Origin of the sequence: Pelovirga terrestris, assembly GCF_014773365.1 — a bacterium.
In the GTDB taxonomy this organism is placed as follows: domain Bacteria; phylum Desulfobacterota; class Desulfuromonadia; order Desulfuromonadales; family Geopsychrobacteraceae; genus Pelovirga; species Pelovirga terrestris.
Genome location: NZ_JACWUN010000002.1, coordinates 157,616 through 180,210, shown reverse-complemented (window position 1 = coordinate 180,210; position 22,595 = coordinate 157,616). Strand labels below are relative to the sequence as shown.

Below are 22,595 nucleotides of genomic sequence, written 5' to 3'. Positions count from 1 at the left end.
TGTATCAATTGTTGTAACGTTTCACCAATCGCGATGCCGGGACAAAATCAATGGGTTGAGACAGCAACCAATCCTTTTCCAGCCGCAGAGCCTCAAGGGTTTCCGGATACGGATGAGCAATGGCGATGACCTCAGGCTGCTTCTTTGCCAGTTGTACCATTTTGCGTAACTGGCGGCGGATATAGTCTACATTTTCTTCATTATCGAGAAAAATATCACGGGCGGCGGTTTTTAATCCCATCCGTCGCGCTTCAGCAAAAGCGACCGAACTACTGATAGTAACACTGTCAACAAAAAACAGATCCTGACGTTTCAGTTCGTCCAGCACAATCTGCATCGGCTCGGCATATTCGGTAAAACGCGAACCCATGTGGTTGTTCATGCCGACTGCGCCCGGCACCTGGTCACGGTAGTGTTGCATCCAGCGGCGGATGTCAACTTCCGAATGCTGCAGCAACAGGGCATCAGCACCCGGATTGGTCTGTGGATAACTCCGCGGTTCCATGGGAACATGGATCAAGTATTCGCGGCCGGCTTTACGCAGCAGCTCAGCCGAAGCTCCGGCCCTGTCACTACCCGGCAGGATCGACGGAGTGAGGGGCAACCCCAGATCAAGAAACTGGCGCAAGGTAGTTAATGACGGACCAAGATCATCAATAATAATGGCAATCCGTGAACGTTGAGCACGATCTACCGGAGCCGGAGGCTCAAAAATCAGTGTGAGCCGGGGCTCCCCTTCCCAGTACAACTGGATAACCCCTTGCGGCTCAGCAATGTCCAGACGCGCCGGAGCACGGGTTTGCTCAATATGCTGTGCCAGTTCCGACAAGCGCCCAGGATGAGGAAAACTGCCGAAAATTTCACGCGTATCAACACCATCCGCAGCCGAAACCCGACGCCAGCCTTGTGATTGTGGACCACTGATTAATTGCAGATCAACCAGCCGGTAAACATCGTCATAAACATACTGGCGGGTCGGTTGATATTCTCTGACCGGCTCTTCATAGACAACGACATCCGCCCGCATCAGCAACCGGTCGCGCAAGCTGGTCAAAACCAGCAAACAGACACCGACAAAAATCACCAGAACAACGCTTGCCACCAGCATGCGGGCGGGTTGACTCAATACCAGTTGTGATCCTGATGGGGGTTTTGCTTTCTTCGCTACTTTTTTGGTGGCAGACGTTTTTTTTCGGGTGGCCATTAGTGATACATTCTTTCGGCATGGATGAAGTTGCTCAGCAACTATGCAGCTCTATTCTCGTACCGGGCCTTTGAATTCTATGTCAAGGGACGCGATTGTTTCCCGTTGGGTCATCCATGACCGCTTTTAGTCGCCGTCCATGGCGACAAATACCCTTGCCACAGGAGCCCCAACCCGGTGCTGAACAGATACGTTGTTCAAACTATTATGATCTACAGCTGTATCTTTCTTGCGATTAAAATGCTGGTAGCCTTTAAGTAGATCGAGGGCGCGCTGCAATTGATAATCGCTATTCCGGTCCTGTAATTCCTGCTCCTCTTGCTGCGACAATGGCCTGGCCTGGGTGCGGGGCGCCTGTGCCGGCAGGTGTTTATCCAGATCCTGTTCACGCATACCATCAGGGACCCTTTGCTGTGATAGCAGCATCTGTGGAGCGAGAATGTCGGGGGTAATCCCCAAGGCCTGGATCGAACGCCCTGACGGGGTATAATAGTGAGCCGTTGTCAGCCGCAACCCGGCCCGGTCAGGCAGGGGGATGATGGTCTGCACCGACCCTTTGCCGAAGCTCTGTTCGCCAAGGATAACGGCACGTTGATGATCCTGCAGGGCGCCGGCAACAATCTCTGAAGCGCTGGCACTGCCGCCATTGATCAGCACCACCAGCGGATAGTCCGGCTGGGTATTATCAGCCTGAGCCGGGAAGGATTGCCGGGTTTCCGGTTGGCGTCCGGAGGCAGAAACAAGCACGCCGTCAGCAATAAACAGATCCGCCACAGCCACCGCCGCATCCAGCAATCCACCGGGATTATTGCGCAAGTCAAGGATCAGTCCGTTGAGCCCACCATCAGCTTGGCTGTGGAGTTGCTGCAGATGTTCGGCGACATCCTCTCCACTGCGTTCCTGAAACTGAATCAGGCGCAGATAACCATAATTGTTATCCAGCAAACGACTCCGCACCGATTGCACCTGAACCACCTCACGCACCAGAGTCACCTCAAAGGGCTCCGCCATGCCGGGTCGCGAGATGGTCAGCTCAACCCCCTCGCCGACCTCACCGCGCAACAACCGTACCGCCTGCATCATATCAAGATCACGGGTCGTTTTACCGTTGATCACAACAATCTGATCGCCGGCAAGGATGCCGGCACGACAGGCCGGTGTACCTTCAATCGGAGCGACAATGACCAGTTCACGATCCCTGATTGCCAACTCGATGCCGATACCACCAAACTGCCCCTGGATCTCAACCTTGAGATCATCATACATATCTGCCGTCAGGTAACTGCTGTGGGGATCGAGATTCTCGAAAATACCTCGCACAGCACCCTCAATCAATGTTTCCAGGCTGATCTCTTCCACATAATTGTCACGCACCAGGGTCAGCACGTCGATCAATAATTCCAGGTTCTGATAATCCTGCTGACTGTTCAGGACCGGTGCCGCCGGCACCATGGTGGGGTAACCGATCAGCAGAATAAAAATCAATGACAAAATACTCTTACGCAACAACATTAGCTTGCTCCTGATCACAGAGGTCTTAACCAGATCAATGGATTGACCGGTGCGCCCTTGTGGCGAATTTCAAAATAGATACTTTCGCGGCCTGATAAGCCACTGTGACCGATCAGCTCAGCGGTCGCAACTGAATCACCGGTTTTTTTATGCAAACGATCCAGCTGGGCGTACAGGGTGTGATACTCCCCTTCATGACTGACAATCAAGAGATTTCCATAGCCTCGGAAAAAGTCGGCATAAACAACCTGACCATTGGCAACAGCACGGACCTCGGTATTTGGGCGGGCGGAAATTTCCAGGCCATTGCTCTCATATATTGTACCTAGCTTGTCGTCTCGCTGGGTTCCAAACCTGATCAACACGGCCCCCTGCAGTGGCCAGTTCAGCTGACCGCGCTGACCGGCAAAATCAAGCGTCCCACCAGGCACGACGGGCGGGACGGTACGTGATGGCGGCGGCGGGGTTTTCTGCAGTTGCTCTACCAGCCCTTTAAGGCGCCGAGCATCCTGGTGTAAGACGGTTATTTCTTCCTGCAATTTCTTGTTTTGACTTTGCGCCTGCTGCAACAGCCGCGCCTGTAACCGGCGCGCGCCGACCGCCTCTTGCCGTTCTGCCTCTTCACGTTTGAGCAGGTCCGACTGGTGCTGCTGGAGTTGCTTGAGTTGGGTCAGTTGGTGCTGCTGATTGGTAATCGCCTGACGAAATTCATCCAGTTGGTCCCTGTCGTTCTCCATGACCCGGGTCAGGTAGTGGTACTGCTGCATCAGTTCGCTGGGAGAATCTGCTGAAAAAAGAATTTTCAGCATACCGGTTTCACCTTCTTTGTAGAGAGCTACCAGACGCTGTTCGAGGCCTTTAGCAATTTTTTCCGATTGGGATTGACTCTGCCTGAGCCGTTGTTGCTGTTGTCCCAGGTCGCGTTGCAAACGTTGCTGTTCGTCCTTGATCCTGCTGATACGCTCATCAATCCGCTGCAGTTGGCCACCCAACAGGGCCAGGTCACGACTGATGTCGATTTCCGTCTGACGTTGCGCCTTGATGTCGGCTTCCGCTTTTTCGATGCGCAGGCGAATCTGCTCAAGCCGGTGCTGGGTTTGCGCCAGATTGTCGGCATAGACCGTAACTGAGAGTAGAAAAATAAAAATAATCAGGCAAAAGACGGTTCGTTTCACCATCAGATCCGAACAAAGCGGCGCAAAGAGGAGAGGCTACCGAGGACACCAAGCACCACCCCGGCCAGAACCAGTAATAGCTGCTGGGTGGCAGTCAGGAACAGCAGATCAAAATCCATCGGGGTCAACCAGAAAGCATTTAACCCGCGTGAAATGATCATAGAGAAAGAAAAGCTCAGAAACAACAAAGATAACAACCCGCCGACAAATCCCTGGATTGCCCCTTCCAGCATAAAAGGGATTTTAATAAAACGCATGGTCGCGCCAACCAGAGCCATGATCTCCAGTTCATCGCGCCGCGCATAAAGGGTCAGCCGAATGGTATTAGCGACGATAAAGAGGGTTGCAAACAACAGAAAACCACCTAAAAAAGCCCCAACAAAGCGCAGCATACTGATAAAATGATTAAACCGCTCCAGCCAGGTCTGGCCATAACGCAGATCATCAACCGGAATCAGGTTTTCCAGTTGTCTGATAATCTCTTCTATCCCCTGGTGACTGCGAAAATCCCGGTGCAAGGCCAGCTCATAAGAAGCCGGCAACAGATCAGGCCGCACCCCCTGCAACAAGGCAGCATCTTCCCCCAAGCGCTCGCCAAAGCGTTCCATCGCTTCACTCGGCGATACATAGGTGACCCGCTCAACGCCGTCCAGTTGTTCCAGCTTATTGACCAGTTCAGGCAGCTCCTGAGGTGTCGGGGGACGTTGCAAATAGACAATCACCTGGATTTCCTCGGTCCAGCGAGCGGCCAATTGTTCGATATTCACGACAATCAGGAAAAAGGTCGCAATCGTCGCTAAGGATACCGCCATGGTGAGGATCGCGGCACTACATAAAAAAGGCCATTGACGCATATTGCGCAAGGCTCTTAGAAAAAAATAGCGAACTGTTTCCAGCACCGCCGGAACCTCCATTTCGATAATTTAATGCTCTGACCCGACAGAATCCAGCGGGCGCTGGTCGCCAACCAGTTTGCCCTCATCGAGGGTGATAACCCGACGGGGGAAGCGTTGATGAAGGTTATAATCATGAGTAGCCAGCAGCACCGTCGTGCCCCGGGCATTTGCGCGCTTGAAAAGTTCCATGATTTCAAGGGTCACCCCCAGATCCAGATTCCCACTCGGCTCATCAGCCAACAGAATCAGGGGATCAACCACCAGCGCTCTGGCTATAGCGATGCGCTGCTGTTCTCCGCCGGAAAGCTCCAGCGGTTTGCGCTGTAAACGGTGTTCAAGACCGACCTCTTTGAGGGCCTGATACACCTTTTTACTGACCTCAAAGCGTTTTTTACCCTGGGCTTCGAGGGCAAACGCAACATTTTCAAAGACACTGCGACTCTGTAACAGCTTGAAATCCTGGAAGACGACGCCGATCTTGCGGCGTAAATAGGGAATATGGTGACTGCGGATGCGGGTGATATTCTGACCATCCACCAGGATCTGGCCACGGGTTGGTCGTTCAGCGACGTAGAGCATCCGTAAAAAGGTGGTCTTACCAGCGCCTGAGGCGCCGGTAACATAGACGAATTCCCCCTTGTCAATTTTCAGTGACAAGTCGTTAACCGCTACCGAATCGCGGCTGTAGCGTTTGGAGACGTTATACAGCTGGATCATGGTTATCTGCCGACCAGACTGAATCGATCATCAGGCCTGTGCCTGGACCGCGGTGATCGCCGCCACATTGACAATATCATCGACCGAACAACCGCGGGACAGATCGTTAATCGGCTTTGCCAGACCCTGGATAATCGGCCCGACCGCTTCTGCTCCGGCCAAACGCTCAACCAGCTTGTAGCCGATATTACCCGCATCCAGATCGGGAAAAATGATCGTATTAGCACGACCGGCAACGGATGAACCCGGGGCTTTCTTTTCACCAACCTTGGGCAATAATGCTGCATCGGCCTGCAGTTCGCCGTCGATAGCCAATTCCGGCGCCAGCGTGCGGGCAATCTCCAAGGCCTTGAGGACCTTGTCGCAATCGCTATGGGCGGCGCTGCCCTTGGTTGAGAAGCTGAGCATGGCGACCCGGGCATCAACACCAAGAAAACTTTTGCAACTGGCCGCGGTACTGACAGCAATTTCGGCCAGAGCCTGGGCATCAGGGTTAGGATTAACGGCACAGTCAGCAAAACATAAGACCCCGTTTTCTCCAAATTCCGGGGTTTTGGTCACCATCAGGAAAACCGAGGAAACGGTATTCATGTTGGCGGCAGTGCCAACCACCTGAAAAGCGGCACGCAGGACATCACCGGTGGTATTGGCAGCGCCGGCAACCGCCCCCCCAGCTTCGCCAAAACGCACCATCATTGCAGCAAAATAGAGGTTGTCGTCAGCGGTCAACAAACCAATAGCTTGATCGCGAGTCAGGTTCTTTTTTTTGCGCAACTCGACCAGCTCATCAATAAAAGCCGGCAGGTAGTCGGAATTTTTCGGCTCTACCAGAGCCACCCCGGCAAGGGACACCCCCAGGGTTGCAGCCTGGGCAATGAGTTCGTCGGGTTTACCCAGCAACACCACATTGGCAAGGTTATCACCGACGATCCTGGCTGCTGCTTCGATCATGCGATCATCGTAGCCTTCAGGCAGAACGACAGTTTGCAGATCGGCACGTGCCTTGGCTTTAATCTGATCAACCAGATGCATTTGAAACCTCCTTTAGTTCACGTAAAAAACGGCTGATTACCCGTTGGGGGTTAGACTTTTTGTGTCTGTTGGTTATACTCAGCCCCTCACCGAGGGTCAATGTTTTTCCTTTTTTTAAGTGCCTGCCAGGGGCATTCATCAGCGCCGATATGAACCTGTCGCTTGTCGATATTTCACGAATGATGACAAAGTAAAAGCTACTGGTGACCTGCTGCAATGACAGTGTATAGTCAGACATCATGGACAATCTTTCATCACAAAAATCAACCAGGATCGTTAGCCGTACCCACCTGTTCCTGGCGTGCCTGCTCCTGTCCTTGCTGCTACATGTCGTAGCAATTTTGTTGTTACAGACCGCAGAGCCAGTGGCAACGACGTCGCAGCCGACGGTTATCCAGCTGGTCGATATGCCACCACCAGAGCCGGAACCTGAACCGGAACCACAACCCAGCTACGAAATCGACCAACCGCCCCGCCCCCCTGAACCGGAGCAGGAGGTAGAATCACCCCGCCGGGCCGAACGTGATCAACGGGTAGAACGGGAACAGGCCCCACCAGGTGACGATGTGCGCGACCAGCGTCAAGGCATCATGCCGACCCCGGCACAACCACCAAAACCTGCGCCGCTACCGCCATCCGTTCCAGAGCCACCGGCAGCGGCTGCCCCGGCAGCGGCACCGACTCCACCACCAACCACCCCGGCAGATCCGGAGCAACCACAACCCCGAACCGAGGAAGGTCCACAGGAAGCGCAACGGCTTACGGAAGATCCGGCGCCACTGGAACAACAGGAACCACCCCGGTTAACCCGTGACCAGTTATTTCCTTCGCCCAGCAGGCTCGCTGAAATTGCCGCAGGGCAGCAGGATCCGCGGGACAGAAATCGGCAACGGGATGATGTTGAGCCTGGTGAGGAGATTTGGCTGAATCTGCAGCACGACCGTTTGGTCTCTTTTTTCAGGCGCTTCCACGATCGGGTTGAGCGGGTCTGGAATTATCCTGCTGAGGCAGCGATGAACGGGATTGACGGTACCTTGGAATTACTGATTATCGTCAACAAGGAGGGAGAATTAATCGATGTCGATTTACGCCGCACCAGCGGCTCTGATTTGCTGGACTTCGAGGCGATTCAAGCCGTCTACCGGGCGGCCCCGTTTGGGCCGCTCGGCAGACATTATCCCCACGATCAGCTCCGGATCAGAGCTTATTTTGAGTATCGCTTATCCGGGCGCTATATTTATGGGCGGTAAAAAAGTAAAATCAGCAAATGACTATTCTTCATCTTCGATCATTTCTTCATAACTTGCAGCATCAAGCAGGTCATCAAGTTCAGCAGGATCAACCAGCTTCACCTTGATCAACCAGCCATCTTCATAAGGGGAGCTGTTAATGATTTCCGGACTATCGGGCAACTCATCGTTGATCTCAACGACATCACCAGTGACCGGCGCATACAAATCAGAAACCGTCTTGGCTGACTCAACCACGCCATAGGGCTTTCCTGACTGCAACTGATCACCCACTTCAGGCAATTCGAGAAAAACAATCTCACCTAATTGCTCCTGGGCAAAGTCGCTGATACCGATCAACGCGATATCATCTTCTGCCTGCACCCATTGATGCTCTTCGGAATATTTTAAATCATCCGGTATATCCATGAAATCCTCCCAAACCGGTTATCGGTGAGCGGTCAACAAAAGGGCAACAATTCTTTAAGTATCAACAACTTAAATCATCAACAGTTAGCTTGCGCGCCGCTTGGCACTTTCCAGGGTGTTCTGCAGGAGCATGGCAATCGTCATCGGGCCGACCCCGCCAGGGACCGGGGTAATTGCTGACGCACGTTCGGCGGCGGCGGCATATGCCACATCGCCCACCAGCTTTTTCTCACCAACCCGGTTAACACCAACATCAATGACGACCGCACCAGGTTTGATCCAGTCACCTTGAATCATCTCCGGACGTCCAACCGCAGCTATCACCACATCAGCAGCCAAAACCTTGGCGGCAAGATCCTGGGTGCGCGAATGGCAGATGGTGACCGTAGCATGCTCGGCCAGGCACATCAGCGCGACCGGTTTGCCGACGATATTAGAACGGCCGACAACCACCACGTTTTTACCCTTGAGATCAACACCGATGCGCTCCAGCATCACCATCACACCATAGGGTGTGCACGGCTTGAACAGCGCATTACCCGTGACCAGGCGACCAACATTGTAAGGGTGAAAACCGTCGACATCTTTAGCAGGAGAAATGGCTTCAAGTATCTTAGCTTCGTCAATCTGTTCGGGCAAGGGCAGCTGGACCAGAATTCCATCAATGCGGGCGTCTTGATTAAGGCGGGTTACCAGATCAAGTAACTCCTGCTCGGTTGTCGTTGCCGGCAACTTATGTTCCACCGAATAAATCCCTGCTGCGGCACAGGCTTTTTCTTTCATGGTCACGTAGACCCGACTGGCCGGGTCTTCACCCACCAGAACCACCGCCAGACCGGGGGTCACACCGTTGGCAATAAGTTGCTGTGTCTGTTGCGCTATCTCTTCACGAATTTGTCCTGCCAGGGCCTTACCATCAATAATCAGTGCCACTGTTTCTCCTCCCGAGTATGTTTCCCGATAACATAGAAATTTTGTAACTATTCACTACTGTCCTTGCGCAGGGTCGGGGTTCCTGTGGCAAGGGTGTTTGTCGCCATGGACGGCGACAACAAGCGGTCATGGATGACGAAAAGCGTCCCTTGACATAGGATCCGAGATCTTGCGCTGAACAGATACGAATTTTTTAACTCTAAACACAGGCATGTTCGTTTGTAAAGCAACCTCTAACGAAAAAAATGGCAAAAAAAATCCCCGTGATAATCAACGGGGACGTTTTTAAGGGATCATAGGATGAAGGGTCTCAGCCGTTAACTGCCTTCGGGCAACCGGCACAGGAATCGCCGGGAGCACTGCCGGCAGCCGGACAGCTTTCCGCCTTGGCCCCGGCATTATTATATCCCTGCTGATACCAGCCGCCCCCCTTCAGGGCAAAACCGGCAACAGAAATAGCTTTTTTCGCATGGCCGCCACATTTGACGCACTCTGATACCGGCTGGTCAGAAAATTTCTGACGAACTTCAAATCGGTGACCGCAATCTTCACACTGATATTCATATACTGGCATGTGATGAACCCTCCATCGGCTGTAAATAGTTATTGAACAACCTTGAATTTTAGTTATATGTCCAGGCATTTGTCAATATTCTATTGCGGATTTTTTTAACTGACGGCGGTTCGTCAAAAGACCATATTAAAGCCCAGATAAAAGCCGCGCCCGTGATTAACAATTCTGGTGTCATCCACCGACTGCCCGGTTTCTGCCCGCCCATTAAAAAGATTAAGGACTTCGCCAATCATGGTAACCGTGCGCTCATTGTACCGGTAAAGGTCAAATTCGATAGTCAGATCAGTTGTAGCGCCGCCCGATATCTTGTCGTATGTGTACGCTTGGGAATAACCACCCTCGGGATTGATCCAGAAATTGCTTGCTACCGTGTTGCTACCGGACGTTGTCCCATAGGGGGTTTCATCGCTGATCCGGCGATCAGCTACCAGTCCCCTACTCGAATCACGCCAACGCACCACCGACATCAAACGCAAACGATCCTGGTAAAAGCTGCTATTGAGGGTAACAGCAAGAATCCATGGAGCATTGTAATTTTCAGCCGGAAGATCCGAGCGCGAAATAAGTCCCTCCCGATAAAATACCGTATCGTAAGTAAGGTCGTACCCCTGAATAACAAGATTTTCCCTTACGTTGGAATCAAAAAAGCCTGTCACGGAATAGGTCTTCGATTTTGTCGCACTTAACGAAACCCGATGGGTACCAAGATAATCCGTTGCAAAGACACGGGACAAGGTGCCAGTGATGCCCAGGTACTCACTTTTGCCATCGTTAGTTAAAACATAGTCTATCCCATCACTGGACTTACTGATAAGCTGCTTTTGGTGTTTGCGGCGGACAGCAGAAACCACATAATCAGTACCAACAATCGATCCTGACAGATCTCCAGAAATTTCATCGGAGTAAGGGGTTGACAGCCCATCGCTACTGAAGTTTCTGACGGCACTGATCGTCGGATCACGTGGAACTTCGCTGCCATCTTCCTGAATATCATATATCTGCGTATGAATCGGTCGATGTCGGCGAAATGCATAAGCGCTTAAATGCTGGCCATAGTAGCGGTTTGCGCCAGCACCAAGACGCAAACTGCCATTAGCGAATACATCAACTTCAGACTTAAAACGGGGCGCAATATCGGTGTTACCGGAAAAACGGTCGTAGTCGATACGTACCCCCGGACGCAACAAGAGCCTGTGCCAGACAACTTCCAGTTGCCCATAGCCGCCGATGTTTGAATTATGCCGCGCTTGGGAGATTTCTTCATAGGTTTGTATGGTTCTTCTGGTCGCTGTTAAATTATGGATCACCAACCCCTCATTCCACATATCGATATGCTTGTAACCATATTCGATACCGGTTGTATAACTGATGTGACCGACATTGATATCAACATCCGTCGAAACAAAGCTGACAGAGGCGCGGGCATCACGGGTTCTATTCTTGGTATCACCCAACCCGCCGTATTTGTCCTCCAAGCCGGCATAGCGGAAGCTAGTCTTGCTATCACGACTGAAGCCATGCCGAGCAACAGCGGCCTTGGTCGTTAACACGCCACTGGTTAAAAAATAATCTGCCTGGGTGGCAAAACGCCAGGAACGGTTGTTGATGTACCATTCACTGCCACGGAAGATCGGATCCCAGCGCAATGCTTCGTAGGGGGCGTAGGTAAGATCAAGATTGAGATTCAGCTCATTGTGGGGTTGCAGATTCAAGCGAGCGAAATAGTTTTCATTGGTACGGGTTTGGTTATCTTTGTAGGTTGTTCCGTCAACCTTGACGCGCGTCAACGGAATCGTGGAATGATGGCGAACATACGACAACAAAACGGCAGCTTTGTTACCAACAGGCCCTTCAGCACTGGTGCCTGTCCGATAGATGCGAAACCGGGGCTGATTGTTCGGGGTGACTGATTCCTTGTCTTCATCACGCAAATCAAACCAACCATCGTAGGTATATCCGCCGCTGAGACTAAAACGCCAGTAATCGGAGCGCGGCTCACGCAATTTAGCATCAACAACGCCGCCAACAAATCCCCCATAAACTGCAGGGATATTGCTAGTATAGACCTGAATCGACTCGAGCAATGAGGAATCGTAGAACAGCACGACATCACTGCCCCCTACGGGCAAATCAGTAGTGTTCCTTGAATTATCCAACCCCGACGGATTCAAGGTATTAGTCACACTCATGCCATCGATCATGAAGTTATTTTCGTATGGTCTGGCACCGGAGATAGAGATCCGCGGCGGGGCGATTTCACCAACGGTAAGACTGGACTGACGCTCGTAGTCGTACTGGATTTGCGACATGCCCTTCAGGGCTTCAGTGACAGAACCGGTGGCGGACGGCATCAACTCCAGGGCCGCACCTTCGATGATGGTTTCACCCGATTCAATCGAGGTGGCGTGGACAATGACCGGAGTCATTGTGTGCAGATTTGGGGCGGCTTGTCCCTGCCCGTCCCCAAGGGCGAGCAGAGAATCCTCAGCCCACAGCAGGGGCGAATAAAACAGCACAATCATCAGCAGGCAGATTTTCATCAGATAACGCTTTTTTAGTTGATGCCCGTCCCCCCCAGTCTGAGCTGTTTATTTATTCATCGTTTATCGCACCAAGGCGTTCAATAATATCGTTCTGACAGAGCCCGTGGATCAGCAAGCGCTTATGGCGCGACCTTACTCCGGAGAGGATTTCTATGTCACGTAGCGGAACCCGCAGCAGCTTTGCCAGGAAAGCACAACAGCACTTGTTGGCGGCACCGTCAACCGGTGGCGCCGTCAGCCTCACTTTGAGGGCTCCATCATGGCAACCTGCCAGCTGATTTTTGGACGAGCGCGGCTGTACTACCAGAGAAAGGATTACTCCATCTGCTGTTTCGCTGAGATAGTCAGGCATTAATCAGAAAGGTCGTCATCCGTTATGTCGTCGGCAAACAAAGCCTGTAATTTTTCCGGATGCTGTTGCAGATCAATCTGCAGGGTATCAATATCCATATCAAGAAGCTGCTGATGGTTGTTAATCAGGGCGCGCAAGCTGTTTCTGAAGGAATGTCTGATCCGTTTGATTTCCTGAATCTCCCCGACCAGCTGGATGCGCCGCTCATTGGCATCGCGCAATACGCGCTCTCCCTCGATATGGGCTTCGGCAATAACAATTTCTGCGTCACGGCGCGCCTGGTCTTTCAGCTCCTCGGTCATTTTCTGCGCGGTGATCAGGGTTTGCTGCAGCAGCTTCTCACGCTCGCGCATCTGTTCCAGAGAGGTTCGGGTGCGCGCCAGGGATTCCTTCAAATCATTGTTCTGATGATACAGCTGCTCCAGCTCATCGGCGAGCATTTCCAGAAACTGGTCAACTGCGGTGGTATCATAACCAAAGAGTCGACTTTTAAACCGGTGCTGCTGGATCTCGATAGGAGTAATACGCATAAGTTGCCCTGCTTAATCGCAAATAAATCAGGCCGCCAGACGGTAAAGAAAACCGACTACCAGCTGCTGCACAACTGACAAAAGGAGCAAAAGAGCAACAGGAGATAAATCCAGCCCGCCCATTTGCAGGAAAGGCATCAGCCGCCGCAGTCGATAAAGGGCAGGATCGGTCATATTATGAAGAAAACGCACAATGGGGTTGTACGGGTCGGGATTAACCCACGAAATCAGCGCCCTGGCGATAACGATAAAAATATAAATGGTAAATGCCAGTTCCAGAATCCGGGCAATGGCAATAATCAGAAAACCCATATCTCACCTCACTTAAACCGGGCCCATCCAAAAAATGCAGGATCATCCCCATGCAGTTTGCGAATGAAAAACCAGAAAAATCGCGACAATTGCTGGGCGTTATATAACTAAAAGGCCGGGACAGTGTCAATAAATCCCTGAAAAACCCAAGAAACAATCTTTGACAGCAAATAGTAAAAATGGTTAGATTACTAGCCTTAAATGTGAAAGCAGCCTAACCACTTGTTTCGCGGAGACGAGCTCATGGTTCAAACCAACAACCTGAATGTGCTTGATGTCACGCCCATTATCGCGCCGGCCGAACTCAAGCAGGTGTTCCCTTTGCCCCTTGATGGGGCCAATTTTGTCAATAACAGCCGCAACACGATTAAAGCTATCCTGCGCGGGGAAGATAAACGCCTGATGGTAGTCGTTGGCCCCTGCTCTATCCATGACAGTGCCATGGCCCTGGATTATGCCCAGCGCCTGTCAAAACTGGCACATGCGTTGAGCGACCAGATGTTCATCATCATGCGCGTCTATTTTGAAAAGCCGCGCACGACCATCGGCTGGAAAGGGTTGATCAACGATCCTGACATGAACGGCAGTCACCAGATTTCCAAGGGCTTAGGAATCGCGCGCCAGCTGTTTTGCGCCATGACCGCCATGAAACTACCCATTGCCAGCGAGATGCTGGACCCTATTACCCCGCAGTATCTTGCAGATATCATCAGCTGGGGCGCGATCGGTGCGCGCACCACCGAGTCACAGACCCATCGCGAAATGGCCAGCGGTCTGTCCTTTCCGGTCGGCTTTAAAAACGGTACCGACGGCACCCTGACCATTGCTGCTGATGCCATGGCAGCGGCTAAGCATCCCCACAGCTTCCTCGGCATCAACCGCGAAGGGCGCTCATCCATCGTCCAGACCAGCGGCAACCCGAACGTTCATATCGTCCTGCGTGGCGGTAACGACCGCCCCAATTACTACCCGGAAGATATTGAACAAACAACAGCTTTGCTTAGCGCCAAGAATCTTTCCACCGCCATCATGGTGGACTGCAGTCACGCCAATTCCTGCAAGGATCACGAGCGCCAAAAGGAAGTTCTTGACAACGTTGTTGACCAGCTGGTAGCGCGGCCTGGCTCCATTACCGGTGTTATGATCGAAAGCAACATCAACGCCGGCAACCAGTCCTTACCGGACGACCCACGGGAGCTGAAGTATGGCGTTTCAATTACCGATAAATGCGTTGACTGGGATACCACTGTCGAGATGCTGACCTGTGCCTATCAGCGACTAAAAGCCCGACAACGTTAAACCGGAGGTAACGATTCAGCTCTCTCCTTGCGCAGGGCTTTTGGACCCTGTAGCAAGGGAAACTGTCACGTCCCTTGACAGAGGATTCCCGCCCCGGCCCTGAACAGTTATAACAGGACTACAGATCATTGAGCAGGCGATAGAGCAGCTGTTCCATCTCCCAGATCAGAGCGGCAACGGCATGGTGCTCAGCCTGCTCAAGTTGAACCCGGGCGCGATCAAGGTCACCATGTGCTTTTAGCAGAACCGGCGACAATTTGATTTCAAGCTGGTTGCGGGGAATTTCCCCAACACTTTCCACCCATTCCTCCAATTCCTCAGCTGCACGATCAACAAAATGCAGTGGTTTGGTCGCTTCTTCCGGCAACATGGTATAAAAATCATCAGCCTGCTGCTCAAGTTGTTGCACAATATCTCGATAACGTTCAGAAATCGTCATACCTGTCCCTTTAATTCAATTCTCTGGTTCAGCAAATTCTCAAAAACGGCGTATCATACGTGAAGCTTGAGCAAAAAACCACGGATTTAAAGCGCTGATCCCGCGCGAATATTCAGCCTTAGCTGTTGACTTGAAGAAAACCGGTCTGGTAACGTTCAAAGCATTGATAACGCTAGGGGAGTCATTGTTACTGAGAGTTCCGGACAAACGGAACGACCCTTGGAACCTGATCCGGCTGATACCGGCGTAGGGAAGCGGCGTAAAAACGAATACTCTTCGTCAGCCGCCTTGCCTGGTGGCTTTTTTTATGAACAGAAAACAAATACAGATTTACCTCAACGAACGCAGCCTGACCGTCGCTGCGAAGATGCCTTTACGCGATCTGCAACAACAACAGTGTCCAAATGCCGATCTGTTGATTGTCAATGGCTACCCTTGCCCCGATGATCATCTTATCGCCGATCAGGACCATATTGTCATGATCCGCCGTGGCGTTGCACCATCACCTCAGGAACTAGAAGCCTTAATGATGGCGCGCCACACCCCTGGAGTCCACGCCAAAGTCAAAAAGGCGCGGGTCGGCATTGCCGGTGCCGGTGGTCTTGGTTCAGCTATTGCCATCGCCCTGGCTCGAACCGGTGTCGGCTTTATCAGAATCGCTGATTTTGATGTGGTTGAACCATCCAACCTCAATCGTCAGCAGTATTTTGTTGATCAGATTGGTTTGCCCAAGGTGCATGCCCTACGCGATAATCTGCAACGCATTAATCCACTGGTCACCGTGGATAGTTATTATGGCAAAATTACTGCAGAAAACGTCAATGAACTTTTTGCTGACATGGATATTCTTGTTGAGGCCTTTGACCGAGCCGATCAGAAGGCCATGCTTGCTAATACGTTTTTGCGCGATGTCCCGGAAAAATATCTGGTTGCGGCATCGGGCATGGCAGGCTATGAACCCGGCAACTCGATTCGTACCAGAAAAATCAACAACCGCTTCTATCTCTGTGGCGACAATCTGACCTCCGCCGGACCTGGTTGCGGCCTGATGGCACCACGTGTCGGAATTGCCGCTCATCATCAGGCCAACGCAGTGTTAAGGCTGATACTCGGAGAAGATCCGGCAACACAAGGGTAGCTCACCTATGAGAATTACTGTTAACGGTAAGCACAAGCAGATTACTGACCCCACCAGCATCGCAGCCCTCTTTGAGATGGTCGGTGTCAACCCGGAACAGGTGGTGGCTGAACATAACGGTACGATTCTTGCGCCGCAACAGTACCGCGAAACCATTCTACGTGAAGGTGACACGATTGAACTGATTCAATTTGTCGGTGGCGGATGAAGACCACTCAATTTCACTTATCACCCCTAGCGAGGCGTTAATTATTATGGATCTATTACAGATCGCGAACCGTACCTTTCGTTCACGACTGATGGTTGGCACTGGTAAATTTTCATCCCATCAAGCCATGCTTGACGCCATGGAACACTCCGGCTGTGAAATTGTCACTGTTGCCTTACGACGGGTTGACATCAATAATCCGCAGGATAGTCTGCTCTCTCATATTGACCGGGAGCGTTATCTACTCCTGCCCAACACCAGTGGTGCGCGCACTGCTGAAGAAGCTATTCGACTGGCCCGCATCGCCAGAGCAGCCGGCTGCGAACCATGGATCAAGCTCGAAGTGACACCGGACCCCTATTATCTCTTGCCTGACCCCATTGAAACCCTTAAGGCCACTGAAATCCTGGCAAAGGAAGGGTTTATCGTATTGCCCTACATGCCGGCCGATCCGGTCCTGGCCAAACGCCTGGAAGAAGCCGGAGCTGCCACCGTAATGCCCCTGGGTGCTCCCATTGGCACCAACCGCGGTCTGCTAACCCGCGACTTGATCGCTATTATTATTGAACAGGCCCGCATACCCGTCGTTGTCGACGCCGGCCTGGGTGCCCCTTCCCATGCCGCCGAAGCAATGGAGATGGGTGCAGCGGCGGTGTTGGTTAATACCGCCTTAGCCGACACACCCGACCCGGCAGCCATGGCCCGCGCTTTTTCCAAGGGGGTTGAGGCCGGACGTGAAGCCTACCTTGCTGGACTAGGACCAAAACGTCTGCAAGCCAGCGCCTCCAGTCCATTGACGGGCTTTTTAAGGAATGAGTCGTGAGTTTTTTAGATCAGATCAACAATTATCCACGGGCGGCGGTACTGGATGCCATTAACTCAGCCACGGCAGCGCAGATTGATCAGATCCTCGGGCAACCACGGATCAGCATAGAGGATTTTGCCTGCCTGCTGAACCCTGCAATAACCGCTGAGCAACTCGAACGGATGGCTCTTAAGGCCCAGCAGATCACCCGTCAGCGGTTTGGCCGGACAATTCTACTCTATGCTCCTCTTTATCTGTCCAATGAGTGTCTGAACGGCTGTCGCTATTGTGGTTTTAATGCCGAGAATGACCTGATACGCAAAACCCTGACCCTAGATGAAGCTGAACGCGAAGCCCGTTATCTGCACGATCAAGGATTTCGCCACCTGTTACTGCTGACCGGCGAAGCACCGCAAGCGGCTGATGTCGACTACCTTGAAGCGGCGGTAAAGATCATCAAGCCGTACTGTGGTTCGATTTCAATTGAGGTCTTCCCCATGTCGACTGATGACTATGGGCGGATGGTCAACGCCGGGGTTGATGGACTGACCCTGTATCAGGAGACCTATGATCGGGAGCGCTACCGTGACCTGCATCCCTACGGCCCCAAAAGTGACTATAACTACCGCTTGCTTGCCCCCGAACGTGCCGGTCAGGCCGGCATGCGCAGGATTGGCATTGGTTCACTGCTCGGTCTTGGTAACAGCCTGAGTGATCTGTTCTACTCCGGCCTGCACGCTCGCTACTTGATGCACCGTTTCTGGAAAACACTGGTGACCCTCTCCTTCCCACGCCTGCGCCCCGCTGCGGGAGGATTTACGCCAGAACATATAGTCTCGGATCGTCAATTAACCCAGTTTATCTGTGCCTTGCGCCTGTTGTTGCCCGACGCCGGGCTGGTTCTTTCGACCCGTGAAAGCGCTGCCTTGCGCGACAATCTCCTGCCGTTGGGGATCACCCAGATGAGTGCCGGTTCCTGCACCGCTCCCGGCGGTTATGGCAATCACTCAGATGAAGGAGGACAGTTCAGTATCAGCGATGATCGCAGCCCGGCTGAGATTGAACAGCTGCTCAAACAGGCAGGCTATGATCCGGTCTGGAAAGATTGGGACACGGCTTTTTTAACCTCTGCAGAAGAACGATAGGACTCCAATGAAACAGTCCCCCCTGCCGCCCCTTTACCTGATCACCGATCGCCGGCTGATTCGACCGGAACAGAATTTTTTCGAGGTACTGGAACAATTGATGGTAACCGGAGTACGGATGATTCAGCTACGTGAGAAGGATTTGCCGGCACAGCAGCTCTACGACATGGCACAACATCTTCGCACCATCACCTTGCGTCACAACTGCCTGCTGCTCATCAATGATCGCGTTGACATTGCCCTGGCGGTTAATGCCGACGGTGTCCACTTAAGAAGTCGCTCCCTGCCCACAGCGGTAGCGCGACAATTGTTAGGCAAAGAAAAACTGATCGGCGTTTCTACCCATTCCACCGAAGAAGTGACCACTGCCGCCGATCAGGGCGCTGACTTTGCCACCTATGGTCCGGTGTTTTATACCCCCTCAAAGGCAAGCTACGGTGCGCCCAAGGGGCTTTCGGAACTACAAGAAGCCTGCCGGGCATCTGCGCTGCCAATGTACGCCCTGGGAGGCATAACGGTCACCAATACCCCAGCGGTTATGACCACCGGTACCCATGGGGCTGCGGTCATCTCCAGCTTATTGACGGCAAAAAACCCTACATCGGTATGCAAAAAACTCATAGACGCTATCGGTCACTGCTAAAAACCCGTCCCTTTTTGTTGAATTAATGGCGGGGCTGACGGGACTTGAACCCGCGACTCCGGCGTGACAGGCCGTCTACTGAATAATTTATAAAATTCGAGTCCATCAGGTGAAAACAATAGCCAGGAGAAAAAAATTCGGTTAACACAACAGGGGTACCAAAATCGACCAACCTTCACCGAGTCAATGTATCACATTTTAGTTTGTGCTCAAGGCTTCAAAGCCGGAGATAACGTCAAACAGTTCCTCGTCGATGCCGCTCTGACGCAGTTGGTGGAATGTCCTATTGAGACCCTCCAGCAGCTCGTCGATGTTTTTGTCGGCGCGCTGCATCGCTGCCAGGCGGCTTGCGTTCTCGCTGGCGAGGGATTCGGCACAGGCCCTAAAAAGTGAAACGAAGAGATATTCGCGGATCAGCGCCCGCAGTGTCTCGGTTTTGTCGCCAATGATCTCAGGCAAATTCTCCAGCGGCCAGTGAAGTTCGGCCAGCTCGCGGCGCCAGGTTGCATCTAGCGGCAGCAATCGTTGGCTAACGGGGGTGTAAACCGCCCCGGACGCAGGGCGGTTGTAAAAGAGGTAAAGTTCACTGACTTCACCCTGATCGCGATGCGTCTTGCTTTCCACGAGAATCTGCCCGACCAGCGAGGAGATGGCTGTGACCGAGTTCGGCACGGTAAAGAGTCCCAACAGTGGCAGTCCCACGTCCGCCAGGCGTGCCTGCACGCGCTCGCCGACAGCCCAGACATTGGCCTTGGCGGTCAGAGTCGCCAGCGTCTTGACCGCATAATCGGCCACCAGGTCATTAAACTGGCCCACCAGCCCCTGGTCTGAGCCGAACACGACCGCCTCGATCACACCCTTATTCGTTTGTTTGGTCTCTCCGGTCATCAGGCCAGAGGAATCGGCGTCGCGAAAACAGACGCCCAATCCCAGCTCCACCGTATGATAGTAATCACCGAGCGCCCGCACCGATTGCTCATATTGACCGATACTGGAAGCGGCCAGGGCTTTCATCGTGCGGACGACCGACTGCAAATTTCCGGCACTATCGATTTTTCGGCGCAGGCTCGCGGAGGTGTCGCTCATGACATCTCCATTGCGGTTAAAAACGCAGCGAGGGCCTGGCGGGCGATCTCAATGATCGTTTCACGATCCGCAGCGCTCAAGGTGTCGGCGCTCTCCAGGCGCTCGCTCACCTCCGCCGGAATCTTGGCCGCCGCCTGGCGCACGGCCCGCTCGGCCGCGTTCATCCGGTCAAGCGGTACCTCGACGAACAGATCTGCGGTCAACGCCAGCAACAGAGTGATTTGGCCGGGCATGGATACCGGCGCGAATTCCGGCTGCTTGAGGATGGCCCGGATGCGCTGCCCATGGGCAATGACCTTGCGGTTATCTTCATCGAGCCGAGCACCGAACCGGGCAAAGGTTTCGAGTTCTTCAAATTGCGCGTAGGAGAGTTTGAGATCGCCGGCTACCGCACGGTAAGCGGCGCGTTGCGCCTTGCCACCGACGCGTGAGACGGACTTTCCGACATCGACCGCGGGCAAGACACCCAGCTCGAACAGCGCCGGCGAGAGGTATATCTGCCCATCGGTGATCGAAATCAGATTGGTCGGAATGTAGGCGGAAATATTCTGCGCTTCGGTTTCAATGATGGGCAGCGCGGTGAGCGAGCCGCCGCCCAGTTCCTTGCGTAAGTGCGTGGCGCGCTCGAGCAGCCGCGAGTGGATATAAAAAATGTCGCCGGGAAATGCTTCGCGGCCGGGCGGTCGGCGCAGTAACAGAGAAAGTTCGCGATAGGCGCGGGCATGATGGGTGAGGTCGTCATAAACGATCAGCACATCGCGCCCCGCTTCCATGAAAAACTCCGCAATGCTGGTGGCGGCATAAGGGGCGATGTACGCGAGACCGGGCGGATCATTGCCCTCGGTGACGACCACGACGGTATAATCCATCGCCTCTTTTTCCCGCAAAGTGGCCACCGCTTTGGCGATGGCGGCCCCTCGCTGACCGATGGCGCAATAAACGCACAGGACATCCTTGCCGCGCTGATTCAGAATGGTGTCGACGGCGATGGCGGTCTTGCCGGTCTGGCGGTCGCCGAGGATCAGCTCGCGCTGACCGCGACCGATGGGAATGAGCGCATCGATAACTTTAATTCCGGTCTGGAGCGGCACCGTGACCGGCGCCCGATCCATGATGGGCGTGGCGGGGCGTTCGATCGGCTGACGCCGGCTGGCGGCCACCGGTCCGTTGCCGTCGAGAGGCCGGCCAAGTGGGTCGATGACACGTCCCAGCAATCCGTCGCCCACGGCCACGTCCATGACCCGGCCCGTGCGCCGGACTTCATCCCCGGTGTTCAGATGCCAGTATTCGCCGAGCAGGACAACGCCGATCTCTTCCGGGTCGACATTGAAGGCGATGCCGAAGACATCGCCGGGAAACATCACCAATTCATCAAAGCCGACGCCGGGAAGGCCCGTGACCTGGGCGATGCCCGTGGCGACACCGGTAATCGTGCCCACCTCCCGCGCCGTCAGTTGCGGCGTGAAGATTTCGCGCCCCCGGCCAAGAACGGTGAAAGCGCGGTCGACACCGTTTTGTAAAGCATCTGCCGGGGCGCTCATTGCGTCTCCTTGGCAGCGACAGGTTGCGTCCCGGGCTTCGGCTTGGGTTCGGCTTGCGTGGCCGGATCAACCTCCGGTTTGGTTTTGGGTTTGGCCGGTCCTTGCAACAGTTCGCCAATGCTCTCTTCCAGTGACGTCAAATAATCGGCGATGCTCCAGGCGATCCTTCGTCCGTTCGCGGTAAGTTCGATGCCGCTGATCAGGTCCGGTGCGATCTCGAAACAAACGTCGATTTCAGCCGCGAAGGTTTCGTTGAGCGCCTGATGGATCGCGGCTCGCTGTTCAGCCGGCAGCTCAAAGGCGCTGCGCACCAGCACCGGAGCGGATGATGTGTTCAGGATCTTGGCAAAGCGTCCCTTCGCCTCAGCGTCCAGCTCTCGCAAACGGCGCCTGAACACCTCGCTGATGCGCTCTTCCAGGCTTGCCCCGGCGAGGTCCGTCAGCGTCTTGCGCGTGATGGCGAAAACTTCCTTGCGCGTCCGGCGGGTTATTTCGTCGTTCAGGGTCTGTTGTTCGCGCACAAGGGCCTCCTGCCGTTTGGCGCGAAGAGCTTCGGCCGCCTGTAGTACCTCGTCAAGAAGACGCTGACGTTCGACTTTTACCTCCTCCGTTGCCTGGCTCAGAAGCGCGTTGCGCTGCTGGTCAAATTCCTGGTTTTTGCGCTCGAACGCCGCACTCTCTTTTTGCGCTTCAGCCTTTTTTGCGTCGGCATCGGCAAGCTCTCTGGTGATCCTCTCCTCCCGCGCGTCGATGGCGTCGAGGATGGGTTTGTAGAGAAAGCGTTTCATCAACCAGACCAGGATGAGAAAGTTGAGCACCTGCGCAGCGATGGTGAACCAATCGATTAACATCG

At 53.5% G+C, this 22,595-nt stretch carries 24 protein-coding genes and 1 riboswitch; of the genes, 7 read left to right on the top strand and 17 right to left on the bottom strand.

Going from position 1 to position 22,595, the window contains the following annotated elements; translation table 11 throughout:
• Positions 1 to 4: 4 nt before the first annotated feature.
• The 6 genes from ICT70_RS02435 to pta form a co-directional block, all read right to left on the bottom strand.
• The gene (locus tag ICT70_RS02435) at positions 5 to 1,126 is read right to left on the bottom strand and encodes a divergent polysaccharide deacetylase family protein (protein WP_191153792.1); all 1,122 of its coding nucleotides are present in this window, start codon (positions 1,124 to 1,126) and stop codon (positions 5 to 7) included.
• Positions 1,127 to 1,330: 204 nt separating this feature from the next.
• Positions 1,331 to 2,716, bottom strand: coding sequence for a S41 family peptidase (locus tag ICT70_RS02430; RefSeq protein ID WP_191153791.1), 1,386 nt, complete (start codon positions 2,714 to 2,716; stop codon positions 1,331 to 1,333).
• Positions 2,717 to 2,730: 14 nt separating this feature from the next.
• Complete coding sequence (locus tag ICT70_RS02425) at positions 2,731 to 3,894, bottom strand: murein hydrolase activator EnvC family protein (RefSeq protein ID WP_191153790.1); 1,164 nt, start codon at positions 3,892 to 3,894, stop codon at positions 2,731 to 2,733.
• Positions 3,894 to 4,790, bottom strand: a complete 897-nt coding sequence (gene ftsX, locus ICT70_RS02420; RefSeq protein WP_191153789.1) for a permease-like cell division protein FtsX — start codon at positions 4,788 to 4,790, stop codon at positions 3,894 to 3,896. Before ftsX ends, ICT70_RS02425 begins: the two co-directional genes overlap by 1 nt.
• A 24-nt stretch (positions 4,791 to 4,814) precedes the next feature.
• The gene (gene ftsE / locus ICT70_RS02415) at positions 4,815 to 5,504 is read right to left on the bottom strand and encodes a cell division ATP-binding protein FtsE (RefSeq protein WP_191153788.1); all 690 of its coding nucleotides are present in this window, start codon (positions 5,502 to 5,504) and stop codon (positions 4,815 to 4,817) included.
• 30 nt (positions 5,505 to 5,534) lie between these two features.
• A complete protein-coding gene (gene pta / locus ICT70_RS02410) occupies positions 5,535 to 6,536 on the bottom strand; it encodes a phosphate acetyltransferase (RefSeq protein ID WP_191153787.1) in 1,002 nt (333 codons plus the stop codon).
• 239 nt (positions 6,537 to 6,775) lie between these two features.
• Between pta and ICT70_RS02405 the strand changes: the two genes are divergently transcribed.
• Entirely contained in the window at positions 6,776 to 7,786 is a 1,011-nt protein-coding gene (locus tag ICT70_RS02405; protein WP_191153786.1) for an energy transducer TonB, read from the top strand.
• Between the two features lie 21 nt (positions 7,787 to 7,807).
• Here the strand turns inward: ICT70_RS02405 and gcvH are convergent, their stop codons facing one another.
• From gcvH to ICT70_RS02370, 7 genes are all read right to left on the bottom strand, one after another.
• Positions 7,808 to 8,194, bottom strand: a complete 387-nt coding sequence (gene gcvH / locus ICT70_RS02400) for a glycine cleavage system protein GcvH (protein WP_191153785.1) — start codon at positions 8,192 to 8,194, stop codon at positions 7,808 to 7,810.
• 84 nt (positions 8,195 to 8,278) lie between these two features.
• Positions 8,279 to 9,127, bottom strand: coding sequence for a bifunctional methylenetetrahydrofolate dehydrogenase/methenyltetrahydrofolate cyclohydrolase FolD (gene folD, locus ICT70_RS02395; protein WP_191153784.1), 849 nt, complete (start codon positions 9,125 to 9,127; stop codon positions 8,279 to 8,281).
• Positions 9,128 to 9,437: 310 nt separating this feature from the next.
• A complete protein-coding gene (locus tag ICT70_RS02390; protein ID WP_191153783.1) occupies positions 9,438 to 9,701 on the bottom strand; it encodes an FmdB family zinc ribbon protein in 264 nt (87 codons plus the stop codon).
• A gap of 113 nt (positions 9,702 to 9,814) precedes the next feature.
• Positions 9,815 to 12,241: a TonB-dependent receptor gene (locus ICT70_RS02385; protein WP_191153782.1), complete on the bottom strand. Its 2,427-nt coding sequence runs from the start codon at positions 12,239 to 12,241 to the stop codon at positions 9,815 to 9,817.
• Between the two features lie 52 nt (positions 12,242 to 12,293).
• Entirely contained in the window at positions 12,294 to 12,596 is a 303-nt protein-coding gene (locus ICT70_RS02380; RefSeq protein WP_191153781.1) for a DUF167 domain-containing protein, read from the bottom strand.
• Positions 12,596 to 13,126 (bottom strand): DivIVA domain-containing protein, encoded by a 531-nt coding sequence (locus ICT70_RS02375; RefSeq protein ID WP_191153780.1) that lies wholly within the window; start codon positions 13,124 to 13,126, stop codon positions 12,596 to 12,598. The genes ICT70_RS02380 and ICT70_RS02375 overlap by 1 nt, the downstream gene beginning before the upstream one ends.
• A gap of 27 nt (positions 13,127 to 13,153) precedes the next feature.
• The gene (locus tag ICT70_RS02370) at positions 13,154 to 13,438 is read right to left on the bottom strand and encodes a YggT family protein (RefSeq protein ID WP_191153779.1); all 285 of its coding nucleotides are present in this window, start codon (positions 13,436 to 13,438) and stop codon (positions 13,154 to 13,156) included.
• A 243-nt stretch (positions 13,439 to 13,681) separates the two neighbouring features.
• Between ICT70_RS02370 and ICT70_RS02365 the strand changes: the two genes are divergently transcribed.
• Positions 13,682 to 14,737 carry a 3-deoxy-7-phosphoheptulonate synthase gene (locus ICT70_RS02365; RefSeq protein ID WP_191153778.1) on the top strand — a complete coding sequence of 352 codons (1,056 nt, stop codon included), beginning with the start codon at positions 13,682 to 13,684 and terminating at the stop codon, positions 14,735 to 14,737.
• Between the two features lie 118 nt (positions 14,738 to 14,855).
• Here the strand turns inward: ICT70_RS02365 and ICT70_RS02360 are convergent, their stop codons facing one another.
• Positions 14,856 to 15,176, bottom strand: coding sequence for a hypothetical protein (locus ICT70_RS02360; RefSeq protein WP_191153777.1), 321 nt, complete (start codon positions 15,174 to 15,176; stop codon positions 14,856 to 14,858).
• 164 nt (positions 15,177 to 15,340) lie between these two features.
• Positions 15,341 to 15,446, top strand: a riboswitch (TPP riboswitch).
• A gap of 37 nt (positions 15,447 to 15,483) precedes the next feature.
• On the opposite strand from ICT70_RS02360, the gene thiF reads away from it, so the two are divergent.
• From thiF to thiE, 5 genes are read left to right on the top strand one after another with little or no spacing between them, the layout of a single operon-like run.
• A complete protein-coding gene (thiF, locus tag ICT70_RS02355) occupies positions 15,484 to 16,314 on the top strand; it encodes a sulfur carrier protein ThiS adenylyltransferase ThiF (RefSeq protein WP_191153776.1) in 831 nt (276 codons plus the stop codon).
• A 7-nt stretch (positions 16,315 to 16,321) separates the two neighbouring features.
• Entirely contained in the window at positions 16,322 to 16,522 is a 201-nt protein-coding gene (thiS, locus tag ICT70_RS02350) for a sulfur carrier protein ThiS (protein WP_191153775.1), read from the top strand.
• Positions 16,523 to 16,568: 46 nt separating this feature from the next.
• Positions 16,569 to 17,345 carry a thiazole synthase gene (locus ICT70_RS02345; protein WP_191153774.1) on the top strand — a complete coding sequence of 259 codons (777 nt, stop codon included), beginning with the start codon at positions 16,569 to 16,571 and terminating at the stop codon, positions 17,343 to 17,345.
• A complete protein-coding gene (thiH, locus tag ICT70_RS02340) occupies positions 17,342 to 18,472 on the top strand; it encodes a 2-iminoacetate synthase ThiH (protein ID WP_191153773.1) in 1,131 nt (376 codons plus the stop codon). Before ICT70_RS02345 ends, thiH begins: the two co-directional genes overlap by 4 nt.
• 7 nt (positions 18,473 to 18,479) lie before the next feature.
• Complete coding sequence (thiE, locus tag ICT70_RS02335) at positions 18,480 to 19,115, top strand: thiamine phosphate synthase (RefSeq protein WP_191153772.1); 636 nt, start codon at positions 18,480 to 18,482, stop codon at positions 19,113 to 19,115.
• Between the two features lie 198 nt (positions 19,116 to 19,313).
• Here the strand turns inward: thiE and ICT70_RS02330 are convergent, their stop codons facing one another.
• From ICT70_RS02330 to ICT70_RS02320, 3 genes are read right to left on the bottom strand one after another with little or no spacing between them, the layout of a single operon-like run.
• On the bottom strand, positions 19,314 to 20,201 hold the full coding sequence (locus ICT70_RS02330; RefSeq protein WP_191153771.1) for a F0F1 ATP synthase subunit gamma: 888 nt from the start codon (positions 20,199 to 20,201) through the stop codon (positions 19,314 to 19,316).
• A complete protein-coding gene (locus ICT70_RS02325; protein ID WP_191153770.1) occupies positions 20,198 to 21,742 on the bottom strand; it encodes an alternate F1F0 ATPase, F1 subunit alpha in 1,545 nt (514 codons plus the stop codon). Before ICT70_RS02325 ends, ICT70_RS02330 begins: the two co-directional genes overlap by 4 nt.
• Positions 21,739 to 22,593: a F0F1 ATP synthase subunit delta gene (locus ICT70_RS02320; protein WP_191153769.1), complete on the bottom strand. Its 855-nt coding sequence runs from the start codon at positions 22,591 to 22,593 to the stop codon at positions 21,739 to 21,741. Before ICT70_RS02320 ends, ICT70_RS02325 begins: the two co-directional genes overlap by 4 nt.
• Positions 22,594 to 22,595: the final 2 nt, after the last annotated feature.

What these genes read in the sequence shown, in the direction of transcription:
- ICT70_RS02430 (WP_191153791.1), bottom strand. Translation starts at nt 2,716, where the DNA reads ATGTTGTTGCGTAAGAGTATTTTGTCATTGATTTTTATTCTGCTGATC.
- ICT70_RS02425 (WP_191153790.1), bottom strand. Translation starts at nt 3,894, where the DNA reads ATGGTGAAACGAACCGTCTTTTGCCTGATTATTTTTATTTTTCTACTC.
- ftsE (WP_191153788.1), bottom strand. Translation starts at nt 5,504, where the DNA reads ATGATCCAGCTGTATAACGTCTCCAAACGCTACAGCCGCGATTCGGTA.
- pta (WP_191153787.1), bottom strand. Translation starts at nt 6,536, where the DNA reads ATGCATCTGGTTGATCAGATTAAAGCCAAGGCACGTGCCGATCTGCAA.
- ICT70_RS02405 (WP_191153786.1), top strand. Translation starts at nt 6,776, where the DNA reads ATGGACAATCTTTCATCACAAAAATCAACCAGGATCGTTAGCCGTACC.
- gcvH (WP_191153785.1), bottom strand. Translation starts at nt 8,194, where the DNA reads ATGGATATACCGGATGATTTAAAATATTCCGAAGAGCATCAATGGGTG.
- ICT70_RS02390 (WP_191153783.1), bottom strand. Translation starts at nt 9,701, where the DNA reads ATGCCAGTATATGAATATCAGTGTGAAGATTGCGGTCACCGATTTGAA.
- ICT70_RS02385 (WP_191153782.1), bottom strand. Translation starts at nt 12,241, where the DNA reads ATGAAAATCTGCCTGCTGATGATTGTGCTGTTTTATTCGCCCCTGCTG.
- ICT70_RS02380 (WP_191153781.1), bottom strand. Translation starts at nt 12,596, where the DNA reads ATGCCTGACTATCTCAGCGAAACAGCAGATGGAGTAATCCTTTCTCTG.
- ICT70_RS02375 (WP_191153780.1), bottom strand. Translation starts at nt 13,126, where the DNA reads ATGCGTATTACTCCTATCGAGATCCAGCAGCACCGGTTTAAAAGTCGA.
- ICT70_RS02370 (WP_191153779.1), bottom strand. Translation starts at nt 13,438, where the DNA reads ATGGGTTTTCTGATTATTGCCATTGCCCGGATTCTGGAACTGGCATTT.
- ICT70_RS02365 (WP_191153778.1), top strand. Translation starts at nt 13,682, where the DNA reads ATGGTTCAAACCAACAACCTGAATGTGCTTGATGTCACGCCCATTATC.
- ICT70_RS02360 (WP_191153777.1), bottom strand. Translation starts at nt 15,176, where the DNA reads ATGACGATTTCTGAACGTTATCGAGATATTGTGCAACAACTTGAGCAG.
- thiF (WP_191153776.1), top strand. Translation starts at nt 15,484, where the DNA reads ATGAACAGAAAACAAATACAGATTTACCTCAACGAACGCAGCCTGACC.
- thiS (WP_191153775.1), top strand. Translation starts at nt 16,322, where the DNA reads ATGAGAATTACTGTTAACGGTAAGCACAAGCAGATTACTGACCCCACC.
- ICT70_RS02345 (WP_191153774.1), top strand. Translation starts at nt 16,569, where the DNA reads ATGGATCTATTACAGATCGCGAACCGTACCTTTCGTTCACGACTGATG.
- thiE (WP_191153772.1), top strand. Translation starts at nt 18,480, where the DNA reads ATGAAACAGTCCCCCCTGCCGCCCCTTTACCTGATCACCGATCGCCGG.
- ICT70_RS02330 (WP_191153771.1), bottom strand. Translation starts at nt 20,201, where the DNA reads ATGAGCGACACCTCCGCGAGCCTGCGCCGAAAAATCGATAGTGCCGGA.
- ICT70_RS02325 (WP_191153770.1), bottom strand. Translation starts at nt 21,742, where the DNA reads ATGAGCGCCCCGGCAGATGCTTTACAAAACGGTGTCGACCGCGCTTTC.
- ICT70_RS02320 (WP_191153769.1), bottom strand. Translation starts at nt 22,593, where the DNA reads ATGTTAATCGATTGGTTCACCATCGCTGCGCAGGTGCTCAACTTTCTC.